The organism is Nonomuraea sp. NPDC050022 (assembly GCF_044460705.1).
Lineage (GTDB): Bacteria > Actinomycetota > Actinomycetes > Streptosporangiales > Streptosporangiaceae > Nonomuraea.
Window position 1 is genome coordinate 1 of the sequence record NZ_JBITKE010000009.1, and the last position, 18,443, is coordinate 18,443.

13 protein-coding genes are annotated in these 18,443 nt (G+C 69.6%); all 13 read left to right on the forward strand.

The features are described 5' to 3' along the window. The first annotated feature begins 1,488 nt into the window (after nucleotides 1–1,488). Nucleotides 1,489–2,778, forward strand: coding sequence for a bifunctional folylpolyglutamate synthase/dihydrofolate synthase (locus ACIBO2_RS35185; protein WP_397303242.1), 1,290 nt, complete (start codon nucleotides 1,489–1,491; stop codon nucleotides 2,776–2,778). Next, nucleotides 2,778–3,116, forward strand: coding sequence for a DUF4233 domain-containing protein (locus tag ACIBO2_RS35190; protein ID WP_357648052.1), 339 nt, complete (start codon nucleotides 2,778–2,780; stop codon nucleotides 3,114–3,116). Before ACIBO2_RS35185 ends, ACIBO2_RS35190 begins: the two co-directional genes overlap by 1 nt. Nucleotides 3,117–3,127: 11 nt before the next feature. Continuing rightward, a complete protein-coding gene (locus tag ACIBO2_RS35195; RefSeq protein ID WP_358557342.1) occupies nucleotides 3,128–4,954 on the forward strand; it encodes a hypothetical protein in 1,827 nt (608 codons plus the stop codon). A 594-nt stretch (nucleotides 4,955–5,548) separates the two neighbouring features. Next, the gene (gene ndk, locus ACIBO2_RS35200; RefSeq protein WP_214642928.1) at nucleotides 5,549–5,959 is read left to right on the forward strand and encodes a nucleoside-diphosphate kinase; all 411 of its coding nucleotides are present in this window, start codon (nucleotides 5,549–5,551) and stop codon (nucleotides 5,957–5,959) included. A 544-nt stretch (nucleotides 5,960–6,503) separates the two neighbouring features. Further along, nucleotides 6,504–7,535, forward strand: a complete 1,032-nt coding sequence (locus tag ACIBO2_RS35205) for a rod shape-determining protein (RefSeq protein ID WP_357939777.1) — start codon at nucleotides 6,504–6,506, stop codon at nucleotides 7,533–7,535. After that, on the forward strand, nucleotides 7,535–8,413 hold the full coding sequence (gene mreC, locus ACIBO2_RS35210) for a rod shape-determining protein MreC (RefSeq protein ID WP_358557339.1): 879 nt from the start codon (nucleotides 7,535–7,537) through the stop codon (nucleotides 8,411–8,413). The genes ACIBO2_RS35205 and mreC overlap by 1 nt, the downstream gene beginning before the upstream one ends. Then, nucleotides 8,410–8,877, forward strand: coding sequence for a rod shape-determining protein MreD (gene mreD, locus ACIBO2_RS35215; RefSeq protein ID WP_357939781.1), 468 nt, complete (start codon nucleotides 8,410–8,412; stop codon nucleotides 8,875–8,877). Before mreC ends, mreD begins: the two co-directional genes overlap by 4 nt. Next, on the forward strand, nucleotides 8,874–11,192 hold the full coding sequence (gene mrdA / locus ACIBO2_RS35220; protein ID WP_358557336.1) for a penicillin-binding protein 2: 2,319 nt from the start codon (nucleotides 8,874–8,876) through the stop codon (nucleotides 11,190–11,192). The genes mreD and mrdA overlap by 4 nt, the downstream gene beginning before the upstream one ends. Next, nucleotides 11,189–12,355 carry a rod shape-determining protein RodA gene (gene rodA, locus ACIBO2_RS35225; protein ID WP_358557333.1) on the forward strand — a complete coding sequence of 389 codons (1,167 nt, stop codon included), beginning with the start codon at nucleotides 11,189–11,191 and terminating at the stop codon, nucleotides 12,353–12,355. The genes mrdA and rodA overlap by 4 nt, the downstream gene beginning before the upstream one ends. 4 nt (nucleotides 12,356–12,359) lie before the next feature. Further along, nucleotides 12,360–12,539 (forward strand): hypothetical protein, encoded by a 180-nt coding sequence (locus tag ACIBO2_RS35230; protein ID WP_357648066.1) that lies wholly within the window; start codon nucleotides 12,360–12,362, stop codon nucleotides 12,537–12,539. Between the two features lie 20 nt (nucleotides 12,540–12,559). Further along, entirely contained in the window at nucleotides 12,560–14,470 is a 1,911-nt protein-coding gene (locus ACIBO2_RS35235) for a TIGR03960 family B12-binding radical SAM protein (protein ID WP_358557330.1), read from the forward strand. 165 nt (nucleotides 14,471–14,635) lie between these two features. Then, nucleotides 14,636–15,388: a TIGR03936 family radical SAM-associated protein gene (locus ACIBO2_RS35240; protein WP_358557328.1), complete on the forward strand. Its 753-nt coding sequence runs from the start codon at nucleotides 14,636–14,638 to the stop codon at nucleotides 15,386–15,388. 143 nt (nucleotides 15,389–15,531) lie between these two features. Continuing rightward, nucleotides 15,532–18,330, forward strand: coding sequence for an Rne/Rng family ribonuclease (locus tag ACIBO2_RS35245; RefSeq protein ID WP_397302588.1), 2,799 nt, complete (start codon nucleotides 15,532–15,534; stop codon nucleotides 18,328–18,330). Nucleotides 18,331–18,443: the final 113 nt, after the last annotated feature.

An 18,443-nucleotide genomic window follows, 5' to 3' on the forward strand; every position in this document is an offset into this window, starting at 1 on the left:
TGGTACTGCACTCGGGAGGGTGTGGGAGAGTAGGTCACCGCCGGACAATCTTTGGTTGCAGAAAGGGCTCCACGCATGACGCGTGGGGCCCTTTTCGCGTTTCGGGGCCCTGCGCGTGGCGCGCGTGGGGCCCTTTTCCGCGTGTGGGGCTCTTCTCTGCGTTGTGGGGCCTTCCGCGTTGCGCGCGTGGGCCCTTCTTTTGCGTTTCGGGTCGTTTCGGGTCGTTTCGGGGGGTCGGGCGTGCGGAAGGGCAGGATGATGTCCCGCGGAGCGGTGGAGTTTCTCACCTGCTCAGCCCTGTTCGCCCACGTTGGAGACACACAACGAGATCGTTGATCCACCACGGGATGGGACGCCACCGAGGGCAGTGGCGCGCTGGGCCCGTTAAGGCCTTACGGGCGGGCAGCACGCCAAGGCTCGTTCACGGCGATGGGCTTCACGTCTTGGACGCGTGGCCCCCTTTTCTGCGTTAGGGGTCAGACGCCGTTCCCGGGCATTGCTGTTCCCGGGCCTCGCGCCGTTCTCGGGGGCCTGGAGGGCTCGGCGCGCACGAGGCGCGGCCTGGAGGCGGCCTACTGGAGAGACCGCGGCGGCCCGCATGAGGCGGCCTACTGGAGGGACGGCGGAGGCAGGTGGGGGATGGCTTGGGGTGGGGGCTCATCTTTGCGTTATGAGGTCAGGCGCCGTTTCCGGGCCTCGCGCTGTTCTCGGGCCTGGAGAGTTCGTCCCGCACGAGGCGGCCTGGAGGCGGCCTGCCGGAGGGACGGCGACGGAGGGACGGCGACGGCGGGAGGGGACGGCGGGAGGGGACGGCGGGAGGGGACGGGACAGTTTGGCGCGGGGCTGCTTTTGCGTTCCCGGGTCTTGCGGAGGCGCTTGTCGGGGGCGAGAGGTGCTTGCCGGCAACGGGGCAGCCCTCGGATGAGCTCCCACACCTCAGGCGAGTTCGGCGAGACCTCAAGCGGCTTGGACCGAGGATGGCGCGAGCCGGAGCCGCGCGGTGTGGTTAATGGACGACCGCCTTCCCCGTGTCGGTTCGGCATGGCGAACCTCAGGTGGGCCGCCAGGATTTGCGGCTGACGTCTGAGACCGGTAATCCATGGTCTCGTCATCGTGGTTTCCCTTGTCCTCTGCAATCTTTTCGAGCGTGTGGAGGGATGTTGTGGAGGAAATGCCCGCGACCCTGCCCTCCGGTTCGCGGCACACAGATTCAGATCGACGGGCAATTGAGGAAGGTAATGATGGAGTACCACGCGGGGCGAGCATCCGACAGTCGGCCATGGAGGGTCACGGGGGTGACCGTTCGGCAGTCGGCGGGCACTGACGACACAAGCCGTCGGCCGTGCGGGTCGCGTACCGCGAGCTGCCAGCCCATTGTCGGCAAAGCCACGCACCGAAACCGCTGATCATCGGGCGGTGGCGTGGGAGAGCGCTCCGTATGGTCAGTAGGGTTGAGGGGTGGACTTTCGTGCGGTTGAACGCGCGATCATGGAGCGAGGCGTCGAGTGGGACTTCGAGCCGACGCTGGACCGGATCGCGGCTCTCATGGACCTGCTCGGCTCGCCGCAGCAGGCGTACCCTGTCGTACATATAGCGGGCACGAACGGTAAGACGAGCACGGCACGCTTGACCGAGGCGCTGCTCAAGGAGCGCAATCTGCGCGTGGGCCGGTTCACGAGCCCGCATCTCGTCTCGGTGCGCGAGCGCATCACCGTTGACGGCGAGTCGCTGAGCGAGGAGCGGTTCGCCCAGGTATATGAGGAGATCGCCCCTTACGTTGAGCTCGCCGACACGCAGGGGCGGCGGATCCAGTTCTTCGAGTTGCTCACGGCCATGGCCTTCGCCGCGTTCGCCGACACTCCGGTGGACGTGGCGGTCGTCGAGGCCGGCATGGGCGGCTCCTGGGACGCGACGAACGTCGCGGACGGCACCGTCGCCGTCGTCACCCCGATCTCGCTCGACCATACCGACCGGCTCGGGCCCGACATTCCGAGCATCGCAGGGGAGAAGGCGGGCATCATCAAGCCCGGTGCCACGGCCATACTCGCCCAGCAGCCGCTCGAGGCCGCCGAGGTGCTGATGCGCCGGGCCGTCGACGTCGGCGCGGTGGTCGCTCGCGAAGGGCTCGAGTTCGGTGTGCTCGCCCGCGAGGTGGCGATGGGCGGACAGCTGCTCACCCTGCGGGGCCTCAAGGGCGTCTACGAGGAGGTCTACCTGCCTCTCTATGGCGAGCACCAGGCGAGCAACGCCGCCTGCGCACTGGCCGCTGTGGAGGCTCTGACGGGGGGTGACGATCCGCTCGACGTGGAGCTCGTACGCCAGGCGTTCGCGGGGGCGTCCTCACCGGGCCGGCTGGAGATCCTGCGCCGCAATCCCACGGTCGTCGTCGACGCGGCCCACAACCCCGGCGGCATGCAGGCGTCTCTTGAGGGCATGCAGGAGGCGTTCGACTTCGCCAAGGTCGTGGGCGTCGTCGCGGTGATGCGCGACAAGGATGTGGCTACCCTGCTCGACCTGCTGGAGCCGATTCTCGACGAGATCGTGGTCACGCGTAACTCCTCGCCTCGGTCGATGTCGCCCGCCGAGCTGGCTGAGGTGGCCATACCGCTGTTCGGAGAGGACAGGGTGCGGGTCGTCGAACGCCTCGACGAGGCCATCGACATGGGCATCGGCATCGCCGACGCCCAGGGTGAGTTCAGCGGCACGGGTGTGCTCATCACCGGCTCGGTCGTGACGGCCGGAGACGCGCGTCACCTGCTCAAGGCGGGGAGTGTGTGATGAACTTCCAGGTCACCCCGGGCATGCGCCGGCTCGGCGCCAGCGTCCTCGGCATGGAGGCCATCGTCGCCGCGCTGATTACGCCGGTGGCGATCAACAGCGGCGTTCAGACGGCGGTGGCGGTCACTGTCGGTATCGGGCTGGCGGTGCTGTGCGTGATCGTCGCCGGGCTGCTCAAGCGGCCCTTCGCGTACGTCGCAGGCACTATCCTGCAGGTCCTGGCCATAGGCACGGGGTTCCTCGTGCCGACGATGTTCTTCCTAGGGGTGATCTTCGCGGCGCTATGGATTACCGCGATATTCGTCGCTCGCCGTGTCGAGGGCGTGACTTCCCGCTAAAGTCGGCGAACATGGCCGTCCCCCCGATCCAGCGGTCCCCGAACGCACACAGCGCGGGACCCACCGCACGCGTCAGGTTCCCATGGTTGCTCGACTCGGTGCTCGGGCTGCTCATCATCGTCGCGTTGCCACTGGCGATGCTCGCGATCCCCAACACCGTGTCCGTGGTCTCGGGTCTGCTGCCCGAGGGCTTCGACAAGCTCGCGCTGATGCGCGCGCACGGGCTGGCGCTCCCGGCGATGATCCTCACGGTGCCGCTCGCCGCGGTGGCGCTGCGCCACGTCAAGGTCCCCCACATGCTGCTTGGCGGGCTCACGGTGCTCGCGCTGGCCGACGTCGCGGGCGGGTTCGCGGGCTCGACGTTCCTGGTGGCGACGCTGCGCGTGCTGCACGGGATCGGCGCGGGCCTGCTCATCCCGGCCACGCTGGTCGCGGCCTGGGAGCGTTCCATGGCATTGCGGGCGATCTGGACCGGCATGCTCGCGTTCAGCCTGCTCGCCGCCCAGGCGCTCGCCTTGTGGCCGCTCGACCGGGTGAGCGACTGGAAGATCACGCTCCAGCCGTACCCGCTGCTGACGGGCATCGCGCTCGCGCTGGCAGCGGTCTACTTCGTCGTCTGGCTGCTGCAGGGCCAGCCGTCGATGCCCTCGCCACGGGCCGCCGAACGCAGCCGCTTGCTGCTCGCGAGCGTCCCCGCGGTGGGCATCTCGGTGGTGGCCATCAGCACCGCGAGTGAGGAGTGGGGGCCCGGCCTGGTCATCCTGCTGGCCGTGCTGGCGGTCGTCGCGCTGCTCGTGATGGCCTCCTTCGGCAGCCGTGAGGGCCGCACACTGGCATACGTCATGGTCGCGGTCGGCATCGTGCTGCTCCCGAGCCTGGCCCAGATCACCTACGTGGAGATGCGTGGCCTCGGCGGTCCGGGCATGACCGGGCTGTGGATCCCGTTCGTGGTGGCGGGTGTGCTGGGGCTGGCCTCCGCCATCGCGGTGCGGATGTTCGCCGGCGCGCGGTGGCTCGCGCCGATGGGGCTGCTGGCGATGGTGGTCGGTCTGTGCTCGGTGCGCGTCCTGGTGCCGGCCGCCGATGGGCTCGTGTTGGTGATCCCGTTCACTCTGCTGGCGGCGGGCGCGGCGGTGGCGCTCACGTCCGCGCTCAGTCAGTCGGGCATCGGGGCGGCGCTGTTCGGCCTGGCGCTCTGTTTTCCCGGCGTGCTGGCCGGCTACCTGCTGGCTACCGGGGTGCAGTTGTCGATGCTGCGCGGGGTCACGGTGGCGCAGCAGCTGGTGGACCGGTTCGTGGGCACGTTGCATCTGTGGTCGCTGATCGGCGGGTTCCTGGTGGTGGCGGTCATCGTCCTGGCGGAGCTGCTCTCGCGGCGCGCGGCTCCGGCCGATGAAGCAGATGAGGCAGATGAGGCAGATGAAGCGGCCGAGCCGACAGGCGGTGATTCGGCGCCTTCGCCCTCTTCGGTGTCTTCGCCGGATGCAGACGGTCATTCGGCCTCTTCGGCCTCTTCGGGGGCTTCCACGGGTGCGGACGTGGTCGCGGAGGTGGCGGGGGAAGGCTCAGCCGCTGAGGCGGCGGTCCCTACGGTGCGGAGCCGCCGGTCTGAGCGCCGCGGGTCGCCCATGGCGGTGGACGCTGTGGAGGTGCCTGCCCAGCCGGCAGCCGGGGCAGAGGATCGGCCTGCCGGGGCGATACCACGCCTCCCCGTGTCGCCCGACTCCTCCGGCACGGCTGACCGAAATGTCGCGAGCGTGGAGGGGGTGGGTGAGGCGACTGGTCCTGTCCCACCTGTCCCGCCTCAGGCTCAATCGCCCGAGGACACCGCTCCATAGCACCGACCCATCCGTAGCACCGACCCATCCGTAGCACCGACCCATCCGTAGCACTGACCCATTAGGACCACTGCGTAGGGCTGGCCCGGCGGACCGGCCCCGAGGCATCGGCCCATGAGGACCCCGCATAGGCACCTGCCCGTAGGGCCTCGCGTAGGGCCGGTCCGCAGCACCGGTTCGTAAGGGCCTCGCGTGGAGCTGGTCTGTAGGACTGGTCCGTGGCAGCGGCCCATAGGACCACCGCCCGAGGCTGGCCCGCCGGACCCGGTCCGTTGGGCCCGCGTAGGGCTAGCCTGTATGACCACCCTGTGGGACCGGCCGTAGGAGTGGTTCCGTGGAGGGCCACCTCCCAGGCCGTTGGTCGATGGTGTGTCGCCGAGCGAGTCGTGTACAGGTGTGGCTGGCGCGAGCCGTGCCGGTGTGTGCGGCGTTGATGGGCTCGGACGCGGGGAAACGGGAGCCGTCGTGGGCGGTAAGCTGAGCCGCAGCCACCTCGACGCGAGGGCCTGCGCCCCCGGGCCGATCCCCCGTGGAGCCAAGCCGGTGCATGTGGCCGCAGCCCCGAACCACACCCTGTTCGAAGGAGAACCTCAAGTGTCCGAGCGCACTCTTGTCCTGATCAAGCCCGACGGGGTGAAGCGTGGCCTCATCGGTGACGTGATCGCCCGCGTGGAGCGCAAGGGCCTGAAGGTCGCTGCGATGGACCTGCGCACTCTCGACGTCGACACCGCCAAGGCCCACTACGCCGAGCACTCCGAGCGCCCGTTCTTCGGCGAGCTCGTCGAGTTCATCACCTCGGGGCCGCTGGTCGCGCTGGTGCTGGAGGGGCCGCGCGCCGTCGAGGCGTTCCGCGCGCTGGCGGGGCTCACGGACCCGGTCAAGTCGGCGCCCGGCACGATCCGCGGCGACCACGCGCTGGAGATCGGCGAGAACATCGTCCACGGCTCCGACTCGCCCGAGTCGGCCGCGCGGGAGATCAAGATCTTCTTCCCGGACCGGTTCTAGTCTTTCCCGCTTCTCCTGCTCTCTCTGACGTCTCCGCTTTCTCTGACGTCTTTGAGGTGCCGAGCGCCCGCCATGATGGCGGGCGCTTTTTTTGCGCAATTTTTGCCGGTCCACCAGGCCGTGCGTGCCAGCGTGCGGCGGGGATATGACGGGCTTTTTGCGATCTTGTACGGCAAGCCCGGTGCACCCCACCCGCCGCACGGGGCCGGCGCCCGTCCAGGGGCACGCTCCTCCGGTGGAGGTGGCCGGGCACCGTGACGTGCGCGCTGTGGGCCGTCTTCCGTGGATTGGGCCGGCCACGGTACAGAGGAGTTAGATCCCCAGGCGTCCGATGATCGGCCGCCGACGGCGGGTGGGTCAAAACGGTGCAAGACGGAGGCCCAATGTTGTCCTTCGCCTGCGGCGACATCGGGGCTTCCGGATGGGCTGAAGAATTTGTGGGGCACAGGGGGCTCATTGCGCGCCCTGGTGGGTAACGTCACGTTACGATTCGAATTCGATCCGTAGTCATTCGCGAACGACGTTACGGAAGGCTCCGTTCCCCATGGGCAGCAAGCTCGCGTTTCTCGGCCGTGATATGGCGGTCGACCTCGGCACCGCCAACACGCTGGTCTACGTGCGCGGCCGGGGCATCGTGCTCAATGAGCCGTCGGTCGTCGCGATCAACACTGCCACCGGGAAGATCGTCGCGGTCGGCATCGAGGCCAAACGCATGATCGGCCGGACGCCGGGCAACATCGTCGCCGTCCGGCCGCTCAAAGACGGTGTGATTGCTGATTTCGATGTCACCGAGCGGATGCTGCGCTATTTCATCCAGCGGGTGCACAAGAGGCGGCACTTCGCCAAGCCGCGCATCATCATCGCCGTGCCCAGCGGCATCACCGGGGTGGAGCAGCGGGCGGTGAAGGAGGCCGGATACCAGGCCGGGGCCCGCAAGGTCTACATCGTCGAAGAGCCGATGGCCGCGGCGATCGGCGCGGGGCTGCCGGTGCACGAGCCGACGGGCAACATGGTCGTCGACATCGGCGGCGGCACCACCGAGGTGGCCATCATCTCCATGGGCGGTGTGGTGACCAGCCAGTCCATCAGGGTCGGCGGTGACGAGCTCGACCAAGCGGTGATCACCTTCGCGAAGAAGGAGTTCTCGATCATGCTCGGCGAGCGCACCGCGGAGGAGATCAAGATGGCCATCGGTTCGGCATGTCCCATTGGTGAGGACCTGCACGCCGAGATCCGCGGCCGTGACCTGGTCAGCGGCCTGCCGAAGACGGTCGTGGTGTCCGGCGATGAGATCCGCAGGGCGACGGAGGAGTCGGTCAACACCATCGTCGACGCCGTCAAGGTCACGCTCGACAAGTGCCCGCCCGAGCTGTCCGGCGACCTGATGGACCGCGGCATCGCGCTCACCGGAGGGGGCGCGCTGCTCAAGGGCATGGACGAACGCATCAAGACCGAGACCGGCATGCCCGTCCACCTCGTCGAGAACCCTCTCGACTCGGTGGCGCTCGGCTCGGGCAAGTGCGTCGAGGAGTTCGAGGCACTGCACCAGGTGCTCGTACCGGAGTCACGTCGCTGATGAGAGACTCCCGCCACGCCCGGCTGATCCTCGGAACGCTGCTCACGGTGGCGCTGGTCATCCTGACCGTCGACCACCGCGCCGGCGCGGCCTCGCCGCTGTGGCCGCTGCGCACAGCCGGTTCGTGGTTCTTCGGCACGGTCGAGCAGGTCGGCGGCTCCGTGGTCCGCCCGGTCGGCGGCTTCTTCCACGCCATCGTCAACGCCCCCACCGCCCAGGCCGAGCTCGACCGGGTCAAGGCGGAGAACGTCAGGCTGCGGGCCGGTCTGGCCGCGGGCCGGCTCGACGCCGCGCGCGCCGCCGAACTGAAGCGGTTGCTCGGTGTGGCGGGGCTCGGCGGCTACAAGATCGTGACGGCGAACGTGGTCGCCAGGCGCGGCCAGCCCGGCTTCGAGGACGCCATCGAGATCGACGTCGGCACCGCCGACGGCGTACGCCCCGAGATGACCGTGCTCAATGGTGAAGGGCTGGTCGGCCGGGTCATCCAGGCGTCCACCGACAGCTCGACCGTGGTACTGATCAGCGACCCGGGCTCGGCCGCCGGCGCCCGGCTCGAAGGCGGTCAGGAGATCGGCGTCGTGCACGGGGTGGGGGAGAACGGGCGGCTTGTGCGGTTCCGGCTGCTGGACTCGACGGCGGCGATCACTCGTGGGAGTCGCATCGTCAGCTTCGGCTCCCAGCGCGGCGCGCCGTACGTCGCCGGGGTGCCGATCGGGGTGATCGAGCGGGTGGAGGCGACGCCGGGCGAGCTGACCCGCATCGCCTACGCCAGGCCGTACGCGGATCTGACCGCGCTCGACGTGGTCGGCGTGGTGGTGGGGGCGCCGGCGAAGGATCCGAGAGACGCCGTGCTACCACCCAAGGAGGAGCCGCGATGATCGTTGGGCTGTGCGTGCTGGCGGCGGTGTTGTTGCAGGTCATGCTCATCAACCGGCTGCCGCTGCCGGCCGGGGGAGCGCCCGACGTGGTGCTGCTCGTCGTGGTGGCGATGGCGCTGCTGCGCGGGCCGGCGGCGGGGGCGATCATCGGGTTCTGCGCGGGGCTACTGGTCGACATCGTGCCGCCCACGGCGCATCTGGTGGGCCAGTACGCGTTCGTGTTCGCGCTGGTCGGCTATGTGGCCGGGCGGGGCGTCGGCGGTCCGGCCACCACCGTCGTCCTGTGTGTGCTGATGGCGCCGCTGGTGTCGGCGGCGCTCGGCGGGCTGATCGCCGATCCGCGGGTGACGCTCTCGACGCTGACCGAGCAGGTGCCGGTGACCGTCGTCTACACGTTGATCCTCTCGCCGCTGGCGATCTGGCTGGTCACCCGGGAAAGGCCGCACCCGAGGTTCCCGCAATGATCAGGATGCGGACCCGGCTGGTCGTGCTGCAGGTGATCGTGATGGGTGTGCTGGCGGTGCTCAGCCTGCGGCTCTGGCAGGTGCAGGTGGTGCGGGGGCAGGAGCTGGTCACCAGGGCCACGGAGACCAGGACGCGGTCGGTGATCGTGCCGGCCGTGCGCGGGCAGATACTCGACTCCTCCGGGCGGCCGCTGGTGCGCAACCAGACCTCGCTGGTCGTCTCGGTCGACCGGACCGGGCTGATCAGGATGCCCGAGCAGGGGGTTCCGGTGCTGCGCAAGCTCAGCGAGGTGCTGGGCCAGCCGGTCAAGCAGTTGCAGAAGCGCATCACGCCGTGCGGGCCCGGGGTGACCAAGCCCTGCTGGACCGGCTCGCCGTACCAGCCGATTCCGGTGGAGGAGCGGGCCGACACCCGCCAGGCGCTGCAGATCCTGGAGCGGCAGGAGGAGTTTCCCGGCGTCTCCGCCGAGATCCAGTCCGTCAGGCAGTACCCCGGAGGCAAGGCCGGCGCGCAGATGCTCGGCTACCTGCAGCCGGTCACCGAGGCCGAGTTGGCCAAGCGCGAAGGGCTGAAGGCCGCCTTCTCCGGCGTCGACCTGGTCGGGCGCGACGGCCTGGAGTACATCTACGACGATGAGCTGCGCGGCAAGGCCGGGCTGCGGCGGGTGCAGGTCGACCGGATGGGCAAGGCCATCGGGGTGGAGGAGCAGGTGGCGCCCGTCAGCGGCGACAACCTGGTCACCAGCATCGACGCCCGCGTGCAGGACCTGGCCGAGCAGGCGTTGCAGCACGCGATGAAGAACGCCCCCAAGGCGGACGGCGCCGCGGCGGTCGTGCTCGAACCGGACACCGGCCGGGTGATCGCGCTGGCCAGCATGCCCGGCTACGACCCGGCCGTCTGGGCGGGCGGGATCTCTGACCGCGGCTACCAGCGGCTGCTGTCGGACGCCACGGGCAAGCCGCTGGTGTCGCGGGCGCTGAACGGGATGTTCGCGCCCGGTTCGACGTTCAAGGTGTCGTCGGTGACGTCGATGCTGCGGGCGGGCTATCCGCTGAACGGCACGTACGACTGCCCGGGAGCGGTCATGGTCGGCGACCGCGCCTTCCACAACTTCCACGGCATCGGCCTCGGCTCCATGAACCTGCACACCGCCCTGGTCAAGTCATGCGACACGATCTTCTACCGGGCGGGCTACGACCAGTGGCTGAAGGACGGCGGGCTCAATCCGAAGAAGGCGCCGAAGGAGGTGTTCGCCAACACCGCCAAGGCGTTCGGGTTCGGCAAGCCGACGGGGATCGACCTGCCGGGCGAGTCGGCCGGGCGCATCCCGGATCGCACCTGGAAGAAGAACATGTGGGCCCAGACGAGTGGCACCAGTTGCCGGCGCGCCAAGAGCGGCTACCCGGAGGTGGCCGACAAGTCGCGGGCGGAGTTCCTCAAGCGGCTGGCCAACGAGAACTGCCTCGAAGGCTTCCTGTTGCGGGCGGGTGACTCGGCCAACTTCTCGATCGGCCAGGGCGACGTGCTGGTGACGCCGCTCCAGCTGGCCAGGGCGTACGCGGCGCTGGTGAGCGACGGGAAGCTGCGCAGCCCGCGCATCGGCTGGGCCACGGTACGGCCCGACGGCGCGCTGGTCAGGCGGGTCGACGTACCGGTGGTCGGCAAGCTGCCGCTGTCGAAGAAGGAGCGCCTCTACATCAAGGACGCGCTCAGCGACGTGCCCTCCGACGGCACCGCGGCGGGGGCGTTCGCCGGGTTCCCAATGGACAAGGTGCGGATCGGCGGAAAGACCGGCACCGCGGAGGTGTGGGGCAAGGAGGACACCTCCTGGTTCGCCTCTTTCGCACCGGCGAATGACCCGCACTTCGTCGTGGTCGTCATGGTCTCGCAGGGCGGGATGGGCGCCTCCACCGCCGCGCCCGCCGCACGCGAGATCTACGAGGGCATCTTCGGCTTCGCGAAGAACAAGCCCGCGCTGCCCGCCGGCCGGCCGGTGTCCAAGCTGCCGAAGATCTCGGCCGACGGCACGGTGGCCGATGGTAAGACGACCGACGACGCGGTGGCGGGCGGCGCGGGCACGAGCGGCCCCGCGACAGACGAGGCGGGGGCAGACGGGGCGGGGAAGAGCGGCGCGGACAAACGCGGCGCGGGTACGGGCGGCGCGGGGAAACGCGGCGCGGAGACAGGTGACGCGGGGACGGGTGGCACCGTGGCGGGCAGCACAGGGGAGGACGGTCCACGGGCGGACGGTCCACGGGAGGACGGCAAGGGCAAGGGCGCCAAGAAGGAGGGCAGCACGGAGGCGGGAGGATGATGGACCGCACGCTGATGGGCGGGCGGCGCTCGTTCGCCCGGCGGGCGGTGGGCGCGCAGTCGGCCATGTGGCGGCTCGACGGGGTGATGCTGGTCGCGGTGGCCGCGCTCTGCGTGATCGGCACGCTGCTGGTCTGGTCGTCGACCCGCACGTGGGCGCCCGGCTCCACGGGGCTGGTCAAGAAGCACATGCTCAACCTCGCCATCGGGACGCTGCTCTGCGCGGCCGTGACCGTCATCGACCATCGGGCGATGCGGGCGTACGCGCCCCTGGCGTTCCTGCTCTCGCTGGTCGGCCTGGGACTGGTGATCACACCGCTGGGCGCGACGATCAACGGCTCGCACTCGTGGATCCTGCTGGGCGGCGGCTTCGCCGTGCAGCCGTCGGAGTTCGCCAAGCTCGGCCTGCTGCTCATCATCGCGATGCTGCTGGCCCAGCCCGGCGAGGGCAGTGATCGGCCGCGCGGGCTCGACGTCTGGCTGGCGCTGTTCGCCGCGCTGCTGACGATGGGGCTGGTGATGTTGCAGCCCGACCTCGGCACCACGCTCGTGCTGGCCGTGATCACGGCCGCCGGGCTGGTGATCGCGGGAGTGCGCAAGAGGTGGATCATCCTGCTGTCGCTGATCGCCGGGGTCGGGGTGTTCTGCGTGTTCGCGTTCGGGATGCTGGAGCCGTACCAGGTCGCGCGGTTCACCGCCTTTCTCGATCCGCGCGTCGACCCGCGCGGTGTCGGCTACAACAGCACGCAGTCGCTGATCGCCATCGGCTCGGGGCAGTTGTTCGGCAAGGGGCTCTTCGACGGCGGTCAGACGACCGGCCGGTTCGTGCCCGAGCAGCACACCGACTTCATCTTCACGGTCGCGGGGGAGGAGTTCGGGTTCCTCGGCTCGCTCACCGTGGTGCTGCTGCTCGGCGTGGTGCTGGTGCGCGGGCTGAGGATCGCCCGGCTGTGCGAGGACAGGTTCGGCACGCTCGTGGCCGGGACGATCGTGTGCTGGCTGGCGTTCCAGACGTTCGTCAACATCGGCATGACCATCGGCATCATGCCGATCACCGGGCTGCCGCTGCCGTTCGTCTCGTACGGCGGCACGGCCACGTTCGCCAATCTCATCTCGATTGGGCTTCTACAGTCGATCCGGATCCGCGAACAGTCGTTTAATTGACAGTATGTTCTTGGCCTACTGCGACGAGTGCGAGGAGCGCTTCCTCCTGCCCGCCAGCCACATCACCGCCGTGCACAACCTCGCCAGCGGGGTCATCGCCATCGAGCTGACCTGCTATGAGGGACACAAGCTGATCGTCCTCAGCGGCAACGACATCGACATCCCGGGACCTGCCACGGTCTGAGCGCCGCTAGTCTTGGTGCCATGACTGTCGAGTCGATTTTTCCCCGCCTGGAAGCGCTGCTGCCCAAGGTGCAGAAGCCCATCCAGTATGTCGGGGGTGAGCTCAACTCGACCGTGAAGGACTGGGACTCCACCGACGTGCGGTGGGCGCTGATGTATCCGGACGCCTATGAGGTCGGGCTGCCCAACCAGGGCGTCGCGATCCTCTACGAGATCCTCAACGAGCTGCCCGCCACGCTGGCCGAGCGGACCTACGCCGTCTGGCCCGACCTTGAGGCGCTCATGCGCGCGGAGGGCATCCCGCAGTTCACCGTGGACGCCCATCGGCCGGTGCGCGCCTTCGACGTGCTGGGCCTGTCGTTCTCCACGGAGCTCGGCTACACCAACATGCTGACCGCGCTCGACCTGGCCGGCATTCCGCTGCTGGCCGTCGAGCGTGGCGACGACGACCCGATCGTGCTGGCGGGCGGTCACGCGGCCTTCAACCCGGAGCCGATCGCCGACTTCCTCGACGCCGCCGTGCTCGGCGACGGCGAGCAGATCGCGATCGCCATCTCCGAGGTCATCCGCGAGTGGAAGGGCGAGGGCAGCCCCGGCGGGCGCGACGAGCTGCTCATGCGGCTGGCCGAGTCCGGCGGCGTCTACGTGCCGAAGTTCTACGACGTCGACTACCACCCCGACGGCCGCATCACGCGGGTCGCGCCCAACAGGCCCGACGTGCCCTGGCGGGTGCACAAGCACACGGTCATGGACCTCGACGAGTGGCCTTATCCGAAGAAGCCGCTGGTCCCGCTCGCCGAGACCGTGCACGAGCGGTTCAGCGTGGAGATCTTCCGCGGCTGCACGCGTGGTTGCCGCTTCTGCCAGGCGGGGATGATCACCCGGCCGGTCCGCGAGCGGTCGCTCACGACGATCGGCGCCATGGTCGAGAACGGCATCAAGGAGTCCGGCTTCAACGAGGTCGGTCTGCTGTCGCTGTCGTCCGCAGACCATTCCGAGATCGGCGAGGTGGCCAAGGGCCTGGCCGACCGCTACGAGGGCACCAACACCTCGCTGTCGCTGCCCTCGACCCGCGTCGACGCGTTCAACATCGACCTGGCCAACGAGTTCTCCCGCAACGGCCGGCGCTCCGGCCTGACCTTCGCCCCGGAGGGCGGGTCCGAGCGCATGCGCAGGGTGATCAACAAGATGGTCACCGAGGAAGACCTGATCCGCACCGTCACCACCGCCTACTCCCAGGGCTGGCGGCAGGTGAAGCTCTACTTCATGTGCGGGCTGCCCACCGAGACCGACGAGGACGTGCTCGGCATCGCCGACCTGGCCAAGAAGGTCATCAAGGCGGGCCGCGAGATCACCGGCTCGCGCGACATCCGCTGTACGGTCTCCATCGGCGGATTCGTACCCAAGCCGCACACGCCGTTCCAGTGGGCGAGCCAGGCCGACCACGAGACCGTCGACCGGCGGCTCAAGGCGCTGCGTGACTCGCTGCGTGGCGACAAGAACTACGGCCGGGCCATCGGCTTCCGCTACCACGACGGCAAGCCGTCGATCGTGGAGGGCCTGCTGTCGCGCGGTGACCGCCGGGTCGGCGCGGTGATCCGGGCCGTCTGGGAGGACGGCGGGCGCTTCGACGGGTGGAGCGAGCACTTCTCCTACGAGCGCTGGATGGCCGCGGCCGAGAAGGCCGGCGTCGACGTCGACTGGTATACCGTGCGCGAGCGCGAGGAGAACGAGGTTCTGCCCTGGGACCACCTCGACGCCGGGCTCGACCGCGAATGGCTCTGGCAGGACTGGCAGGAGGCCGTGTCCGGGACCGAGGTCGAGGACTGCCGCTGGACTCCGTGCTACGACTGCGGCGTCTGCCCGACCATGGGGACGGAGATCCAGATCGGCCCGACGGGTAAGAAACTTCTTCCTCTCACGGTGGTCTAGCCGCGCTGAGTGCGCGGCCCGTACCTCGCCGTACATGATCTGGGACGTTGAGTCTCCGGAGCGGCATATCCTGAGACGAAGGAAACACTTACACGGGAAGGACGACCAGCTCTGAAACCTGTTCCCGATGGGCCTCCGCCCGCGCCTACGGTGCAGCGCCTGCGTGTGCGCTACGCCAAGCGCGGACGTCTGCGCTTCACCAGCCACCGCGACATTTCGCGGGCCGTCGAGAGAGCGGTCCGCCGTGCCGGCATTCCGGTGGCCTTCAGTGCGGGCTTCTCACCCCATCCGAAGATCTCCTATGCGGGCGCGGCGCCGACCGGCGTCGCCAGCGAGGCCGAATACCTCGAGATCGGCGTCACGAAACCGTGCGAACCCGGACGGATCCGTGCCGACCTGGACGGCTCTCTGCCGCCCGGTCTCGACGTGCTCGACGTCGTGGAGGCCACCGTTGGTGGGCTGGCCGACCGCTTGGAGGCATCTGAGTGGGATGTGCGGTTGCCCGGCGCCGACTGGGAGCTCGCGGAGACGGCGGTGGCGAAATTCCTCGCCGCCGAGACCGTGGAGGTCGAACGCCTCACCAAGAAGGGGCCCCGACGCTTCGACGCCCGGGAGGCGGTGTTGAGGCTCGAGGTGCCCGAGGGAGCAGACAGAACCGCAGCTCAGGTGCCAGGACAGTCGTGTGTCATACTGCGCATGGTTGTTCGGCACGTGATTCCTGCCGTACGACCCGACGATGTGCTCACAGGGCTGCGCCTTGTGGCCGACTTCGCGCCGCCGGTTCCCCCCGAGGTGACCAGGCTGGCGCAGGGGCCGCTCGACGCCAGCACCGGTGCGCTTGCCGATCCGCTCGGCCTGGACCGCGACACTACGCGCGGCGGCGAGGCGGTTTCGGCGGGTGAGCAGGTCGACGGTTAAGGACGTGCCTTGCGTGAGCGGGGTACGACCGCTGACAGGACTTGGCGCCCGCGCCCCCTTTTGGGGGTGCGGGCGGACAACGAGACACGAGAGCTCCTGCGCGGCGCGGCGACGCGCCCGGGAGCTGACGGGAGAGCGCCCGCATGCTCGAGAACGAGCCCAACGGCGGGGCCAACGGCCCCGGCGGGGAGACAACTGAACAGTCCAAGGTGACAAAGCGTCGCCGTGCCGCGAGCCGGCCGGCGGGACCGCCGCCCGAGCTGCCAGAGGAGCCGGCGCCCACGACCACGGTCGCGGCCGCTATGGCCGAGCCCGCGAGCCCGGTCGAGTCGGCGAGCCCGGTCGAGGCCGCTGTGGCGCAGGCCATGGATGACGCTGTGGCGCAGGCCGCCGACACCGTCACTGAGGAGAAGCCCAAGAGGGCGGCGAGGACGCGGTCGACGGCCACGACGACGCGCCGCCGTACCAGCAAGAAGGCCGCGGACGAGGCGACGGAGAGCGCGCAGGACACCAGCGGTGGGGTCCCCGAGAGCGTGACCGGCACCGGCGGTGAGGCCGTGAGCACCCTGGAAGCGGCTGAGGGGGGCGAGCAGGCGGTCGAGGCCGCTCCGGCCAAGCGTCGCCGCACCCGCAAGAAGACAGAGCCTGAGGCGGCCGCTGAGAGCGTCGAGACGGCTCCGGGACGCTCCGCCGAGGTCGCGGCGGGCGTCGGTGAGGTGGCCGCCGAGCGGCTCGGCAGCGCCGACGCCGAAGAGGACGTCACCGAGCTCCTGCCCGAGGACGAGCCGCTGGACGACGAGCCCGCCGGGGAGGACCTCGACGAGGTCGACCGGCCGAGCCTGCTCGCCGACCCGTTCGGCCTGTCCGCGCGGGCGCAGAGCCAGCAGGGGACCGCGTTCCAGCGCCCCGCCGCCATCTTCGCGCCGCTGTTCCAGGCCCCGGACCCGACCCAGGCCAAGCCCGCCGCGACCCGGCGCCCCGAGCCGCAGCCGCAACCGCAGCCCGAACAGGCGGCCCCGGAGCCCGAGGAGGCCGCGGAGACGGTCACCGACGAGGAGGCCGACACCGTCGACGAGACGGAGGAAGAGGGCGGCAGCCGCCGTCGCCGCCGCCGTCGTGGCGGCAGGGGCCGTGGCAAGGCGCGCGAGCGTGACGACGCCGACGACGAGTCCGACGAGTCCGACGACGAACAGGGCGAGGAGCCTCAGGAAGAAGAGGCGTCCAGTTCCCGCCGTCGTCGCCGCCGCAGGCGCCGTGGTGCCGATGACGGCGCCGAGCCGGCCGGGGACGACCCGCCCAACACCGTCGTACGCATCCGCGCGCCCCGCACGGGCCGCGCCGCCGGGCATGACATCTCCGCCGACGGCGTCACGAGCGTGCGCGGCTCCACCAGGCTCGAGGCCAAGAAGCAGCGCCGTCGGGAGGGCCGTGAGCTGGGCCGCCGGCGTCCGCCGATCATCACCGAGTCGGAGTTCCTGGCTCGGCGCGAGTCGGTCGACCGGATGATGGTGGTGCGCCGCCAGGGCGACCGCACCCAGATCGCGGTGCTGGAGGACGGCGTGCTCGTCGAGCACTACGTCAACCGCGAGGCCAGCCAGTCCTACGTCGGCAACGTCTACCTCGGCAAGGTCCAGAACGTACTTCCGTCGATGGAGGCGGCCTTCGTCGACATCGGCAAGGGCCGCAACGCCGTCCTGTACGCCGGTGAGGTCAACTTCGACACCGCGGGCCTGGAAGGTCAGCCCAAGCGCATCGAGGCGGCGCTGAAGTCCGGCCAGTCGGTGCTGGTGCAGGTCACCAAGGACCCGATCGGCCACAAGGGCGCCCGCCTGACCTCACAGATCAGCCTGCCGGGCCGCTACCTCGTGTACGTGCCCGACGGCTCGATGACCGGCATCAGCCGCAAGCTGCCCGACAAGGAGCGCACGCGGCTCAAGAGCATCCTGAAGAAGGTCATGCCCGAGAACGCCGGCGTGATCGTGCGCACGGCCGCGGAGGGCGCTTCCGAGGACGAGCTGGCCCGCGACGTGGCCCGCCTGTCGGCGCAGTGGGAGAACATCCAGAAGAAGGCCAAGTCGGCCAGCCCGCCCGAGCTGCTCTCGGCCGAGCCGGACCTGACCGTCCGCGTGGTCCGCGACGTCTTCAACGAGGACTTCACCTCGCTGGTCGTGCAGGGCGAGGAGGCGTGGGAGACGGTCGAGGAATACGTCAAGTATGTCGCGCCGCACCTCGGCGAGCGCCTGTCCAAGTGGGACACCGAGCAGGGCGACGTGTTCGAGTCCTACCGGATCGACGAGCAGCTCGGCAAGGCGATGGAGCGGAAGGTCTGGCTGCCCAGCGGCGGCTCGCTGGTGATCGACCGTACCGAGGCGATGAGCGTCGTCGACGTCAACACCGGCAAGTTCACCGGGCAGGGCGGCAACCTCGAAGAGACCGTCACCCGCAACAACCTGGAGGCGGCCGAGGAGATCGTCCGCCAGCTCAGGCTCCGCGACATCGGCGGCATCATCGTGATCGACTTCATCGACATGGTGCTGGAGTCCAACCGCGACCTGGTGCTGCGGCGGCTGCTCGAATGCCTGGCGCGCGACAGGACCAAGCACCAGGTGGCTGAGGTCACCTCGCTGGGTCTGGTCCAGATGACGCGTAAGCGGGTCGGTCAGGGCCTCCTGGAGGCCTTCTCCACGCCGTGTGACTGCTGCAACGGGCGTGGTCTGATCGTCTCCACCGAGCCGGTCGAGTCCAAGCCGGAGCCACGCGGCACTCAGGGCAAGATGGCCATCGAGAAGGCGGTCTCGGACAAGGTGTCCGCGGCCAAGGACTCCGGTAGCCGTGATACCGTGACCGATGCGCTTGAAGACGTCCCGGCTGAGGACGACCAGGCGGGCCAGACTTCCGGCAGAGGGCGGCGACGCTCTCGCCGAGCCAAGTCAGCCGAGTAGCCAGGCGCTCCCGCAAGGGAGCGCTCCTCGGCGGACTGCCCCGACGATCCGTCCGGTTCGACCAGGGCACCGTTAATCCGGTACTCTTGAGAATCGGTGCGTCCAGCGGCGCG

What these genes read in the sequence shown, in the direction of transcription:
- ACIBO2_RS35245 (WP_397302588.1), top strand. Translation starts at nt 15,532, where the DNA reads ATGCTCGAGAACGAGCCCAACGGCGGGGCCAACGGCCCCGGCGGGGAG.
- mrdA (WP_358557336.1), top strand. Translation starts at nt 8,874, where the DNA reads ATGATCAGGATGCGGACCCGGCTGGTCGTGCTGCAGGTGATCGTGATG.
- ACIBO2_RS35190 (WP_357648052.1), top strand. Translation starts at nt 2,778, where the DNA reads ATGAACTTCCAGGTCACCCCGGGCATGCGCCGGCTCGGCGCCAGCGTC.
- mreD (WP_357939781.1), top strand. Translation starts at nt 8,410, where the DNA reads ATGATCGTTGGGCTGTGCGTGCTGGCGGCGGTGTTGTTGCAGGTCATG.
- ACIBO2_RS35205 (WP_357939777.1), top strand. Translation starts at nt 6,504, where the DNA reads ATGGGCAGCAAGCTCGCGTTTCTCGGCCGTGATATGGCGGTCGACCTC.
- ACIBO2_RS35235 (WP_358557330.1), top strand. Translation starts at nt 12,560, where the DNA reads ATGACTGTCGAGTCGATTTTTCCCCGCCTGGAAGCGCTGCTGCCCAAG.
- rodA (WP_358557333.1), top strand. Translation starts at nt 11,189, where the DNA reads ATGATGGACCGCACGCTGATGGGCGGGCGGCGCTCGTTCGCCCGGCGG.
- ACIBO2_RS35195 (WP_358557342.1), top strand. Translation starts at nt 3,128, where the DNA reads ATGGCCGTCCCCCCGATCCAGCGGTCCCCGAACGCACACAGCGCGGGA.
- ACIBO2_RS35230 (WP_357648066.1), top strand. Translation starts at nt 12,360, where the DNA reads ATGTTCTTGGCCTACTGCGACGAGTGCGAGGAGCGCTTCCTCCTGCCC.
- mreC (WP_358557339.1), top strand. Translation starts at nt 7,535, where the DNA reads ATGAGAGACTCCCGCCACGCCCGGCTGATCCTCGGAACGCTGCTCACG.
- ACIBO2_RS35185 (WP_397303242.1), top strand. Translation starts at nt 1,489, where the DNA reads ATGGAGCGAGGCGTCGAGTGGGACTTCGAGCCGACGCTGGACCGGATC.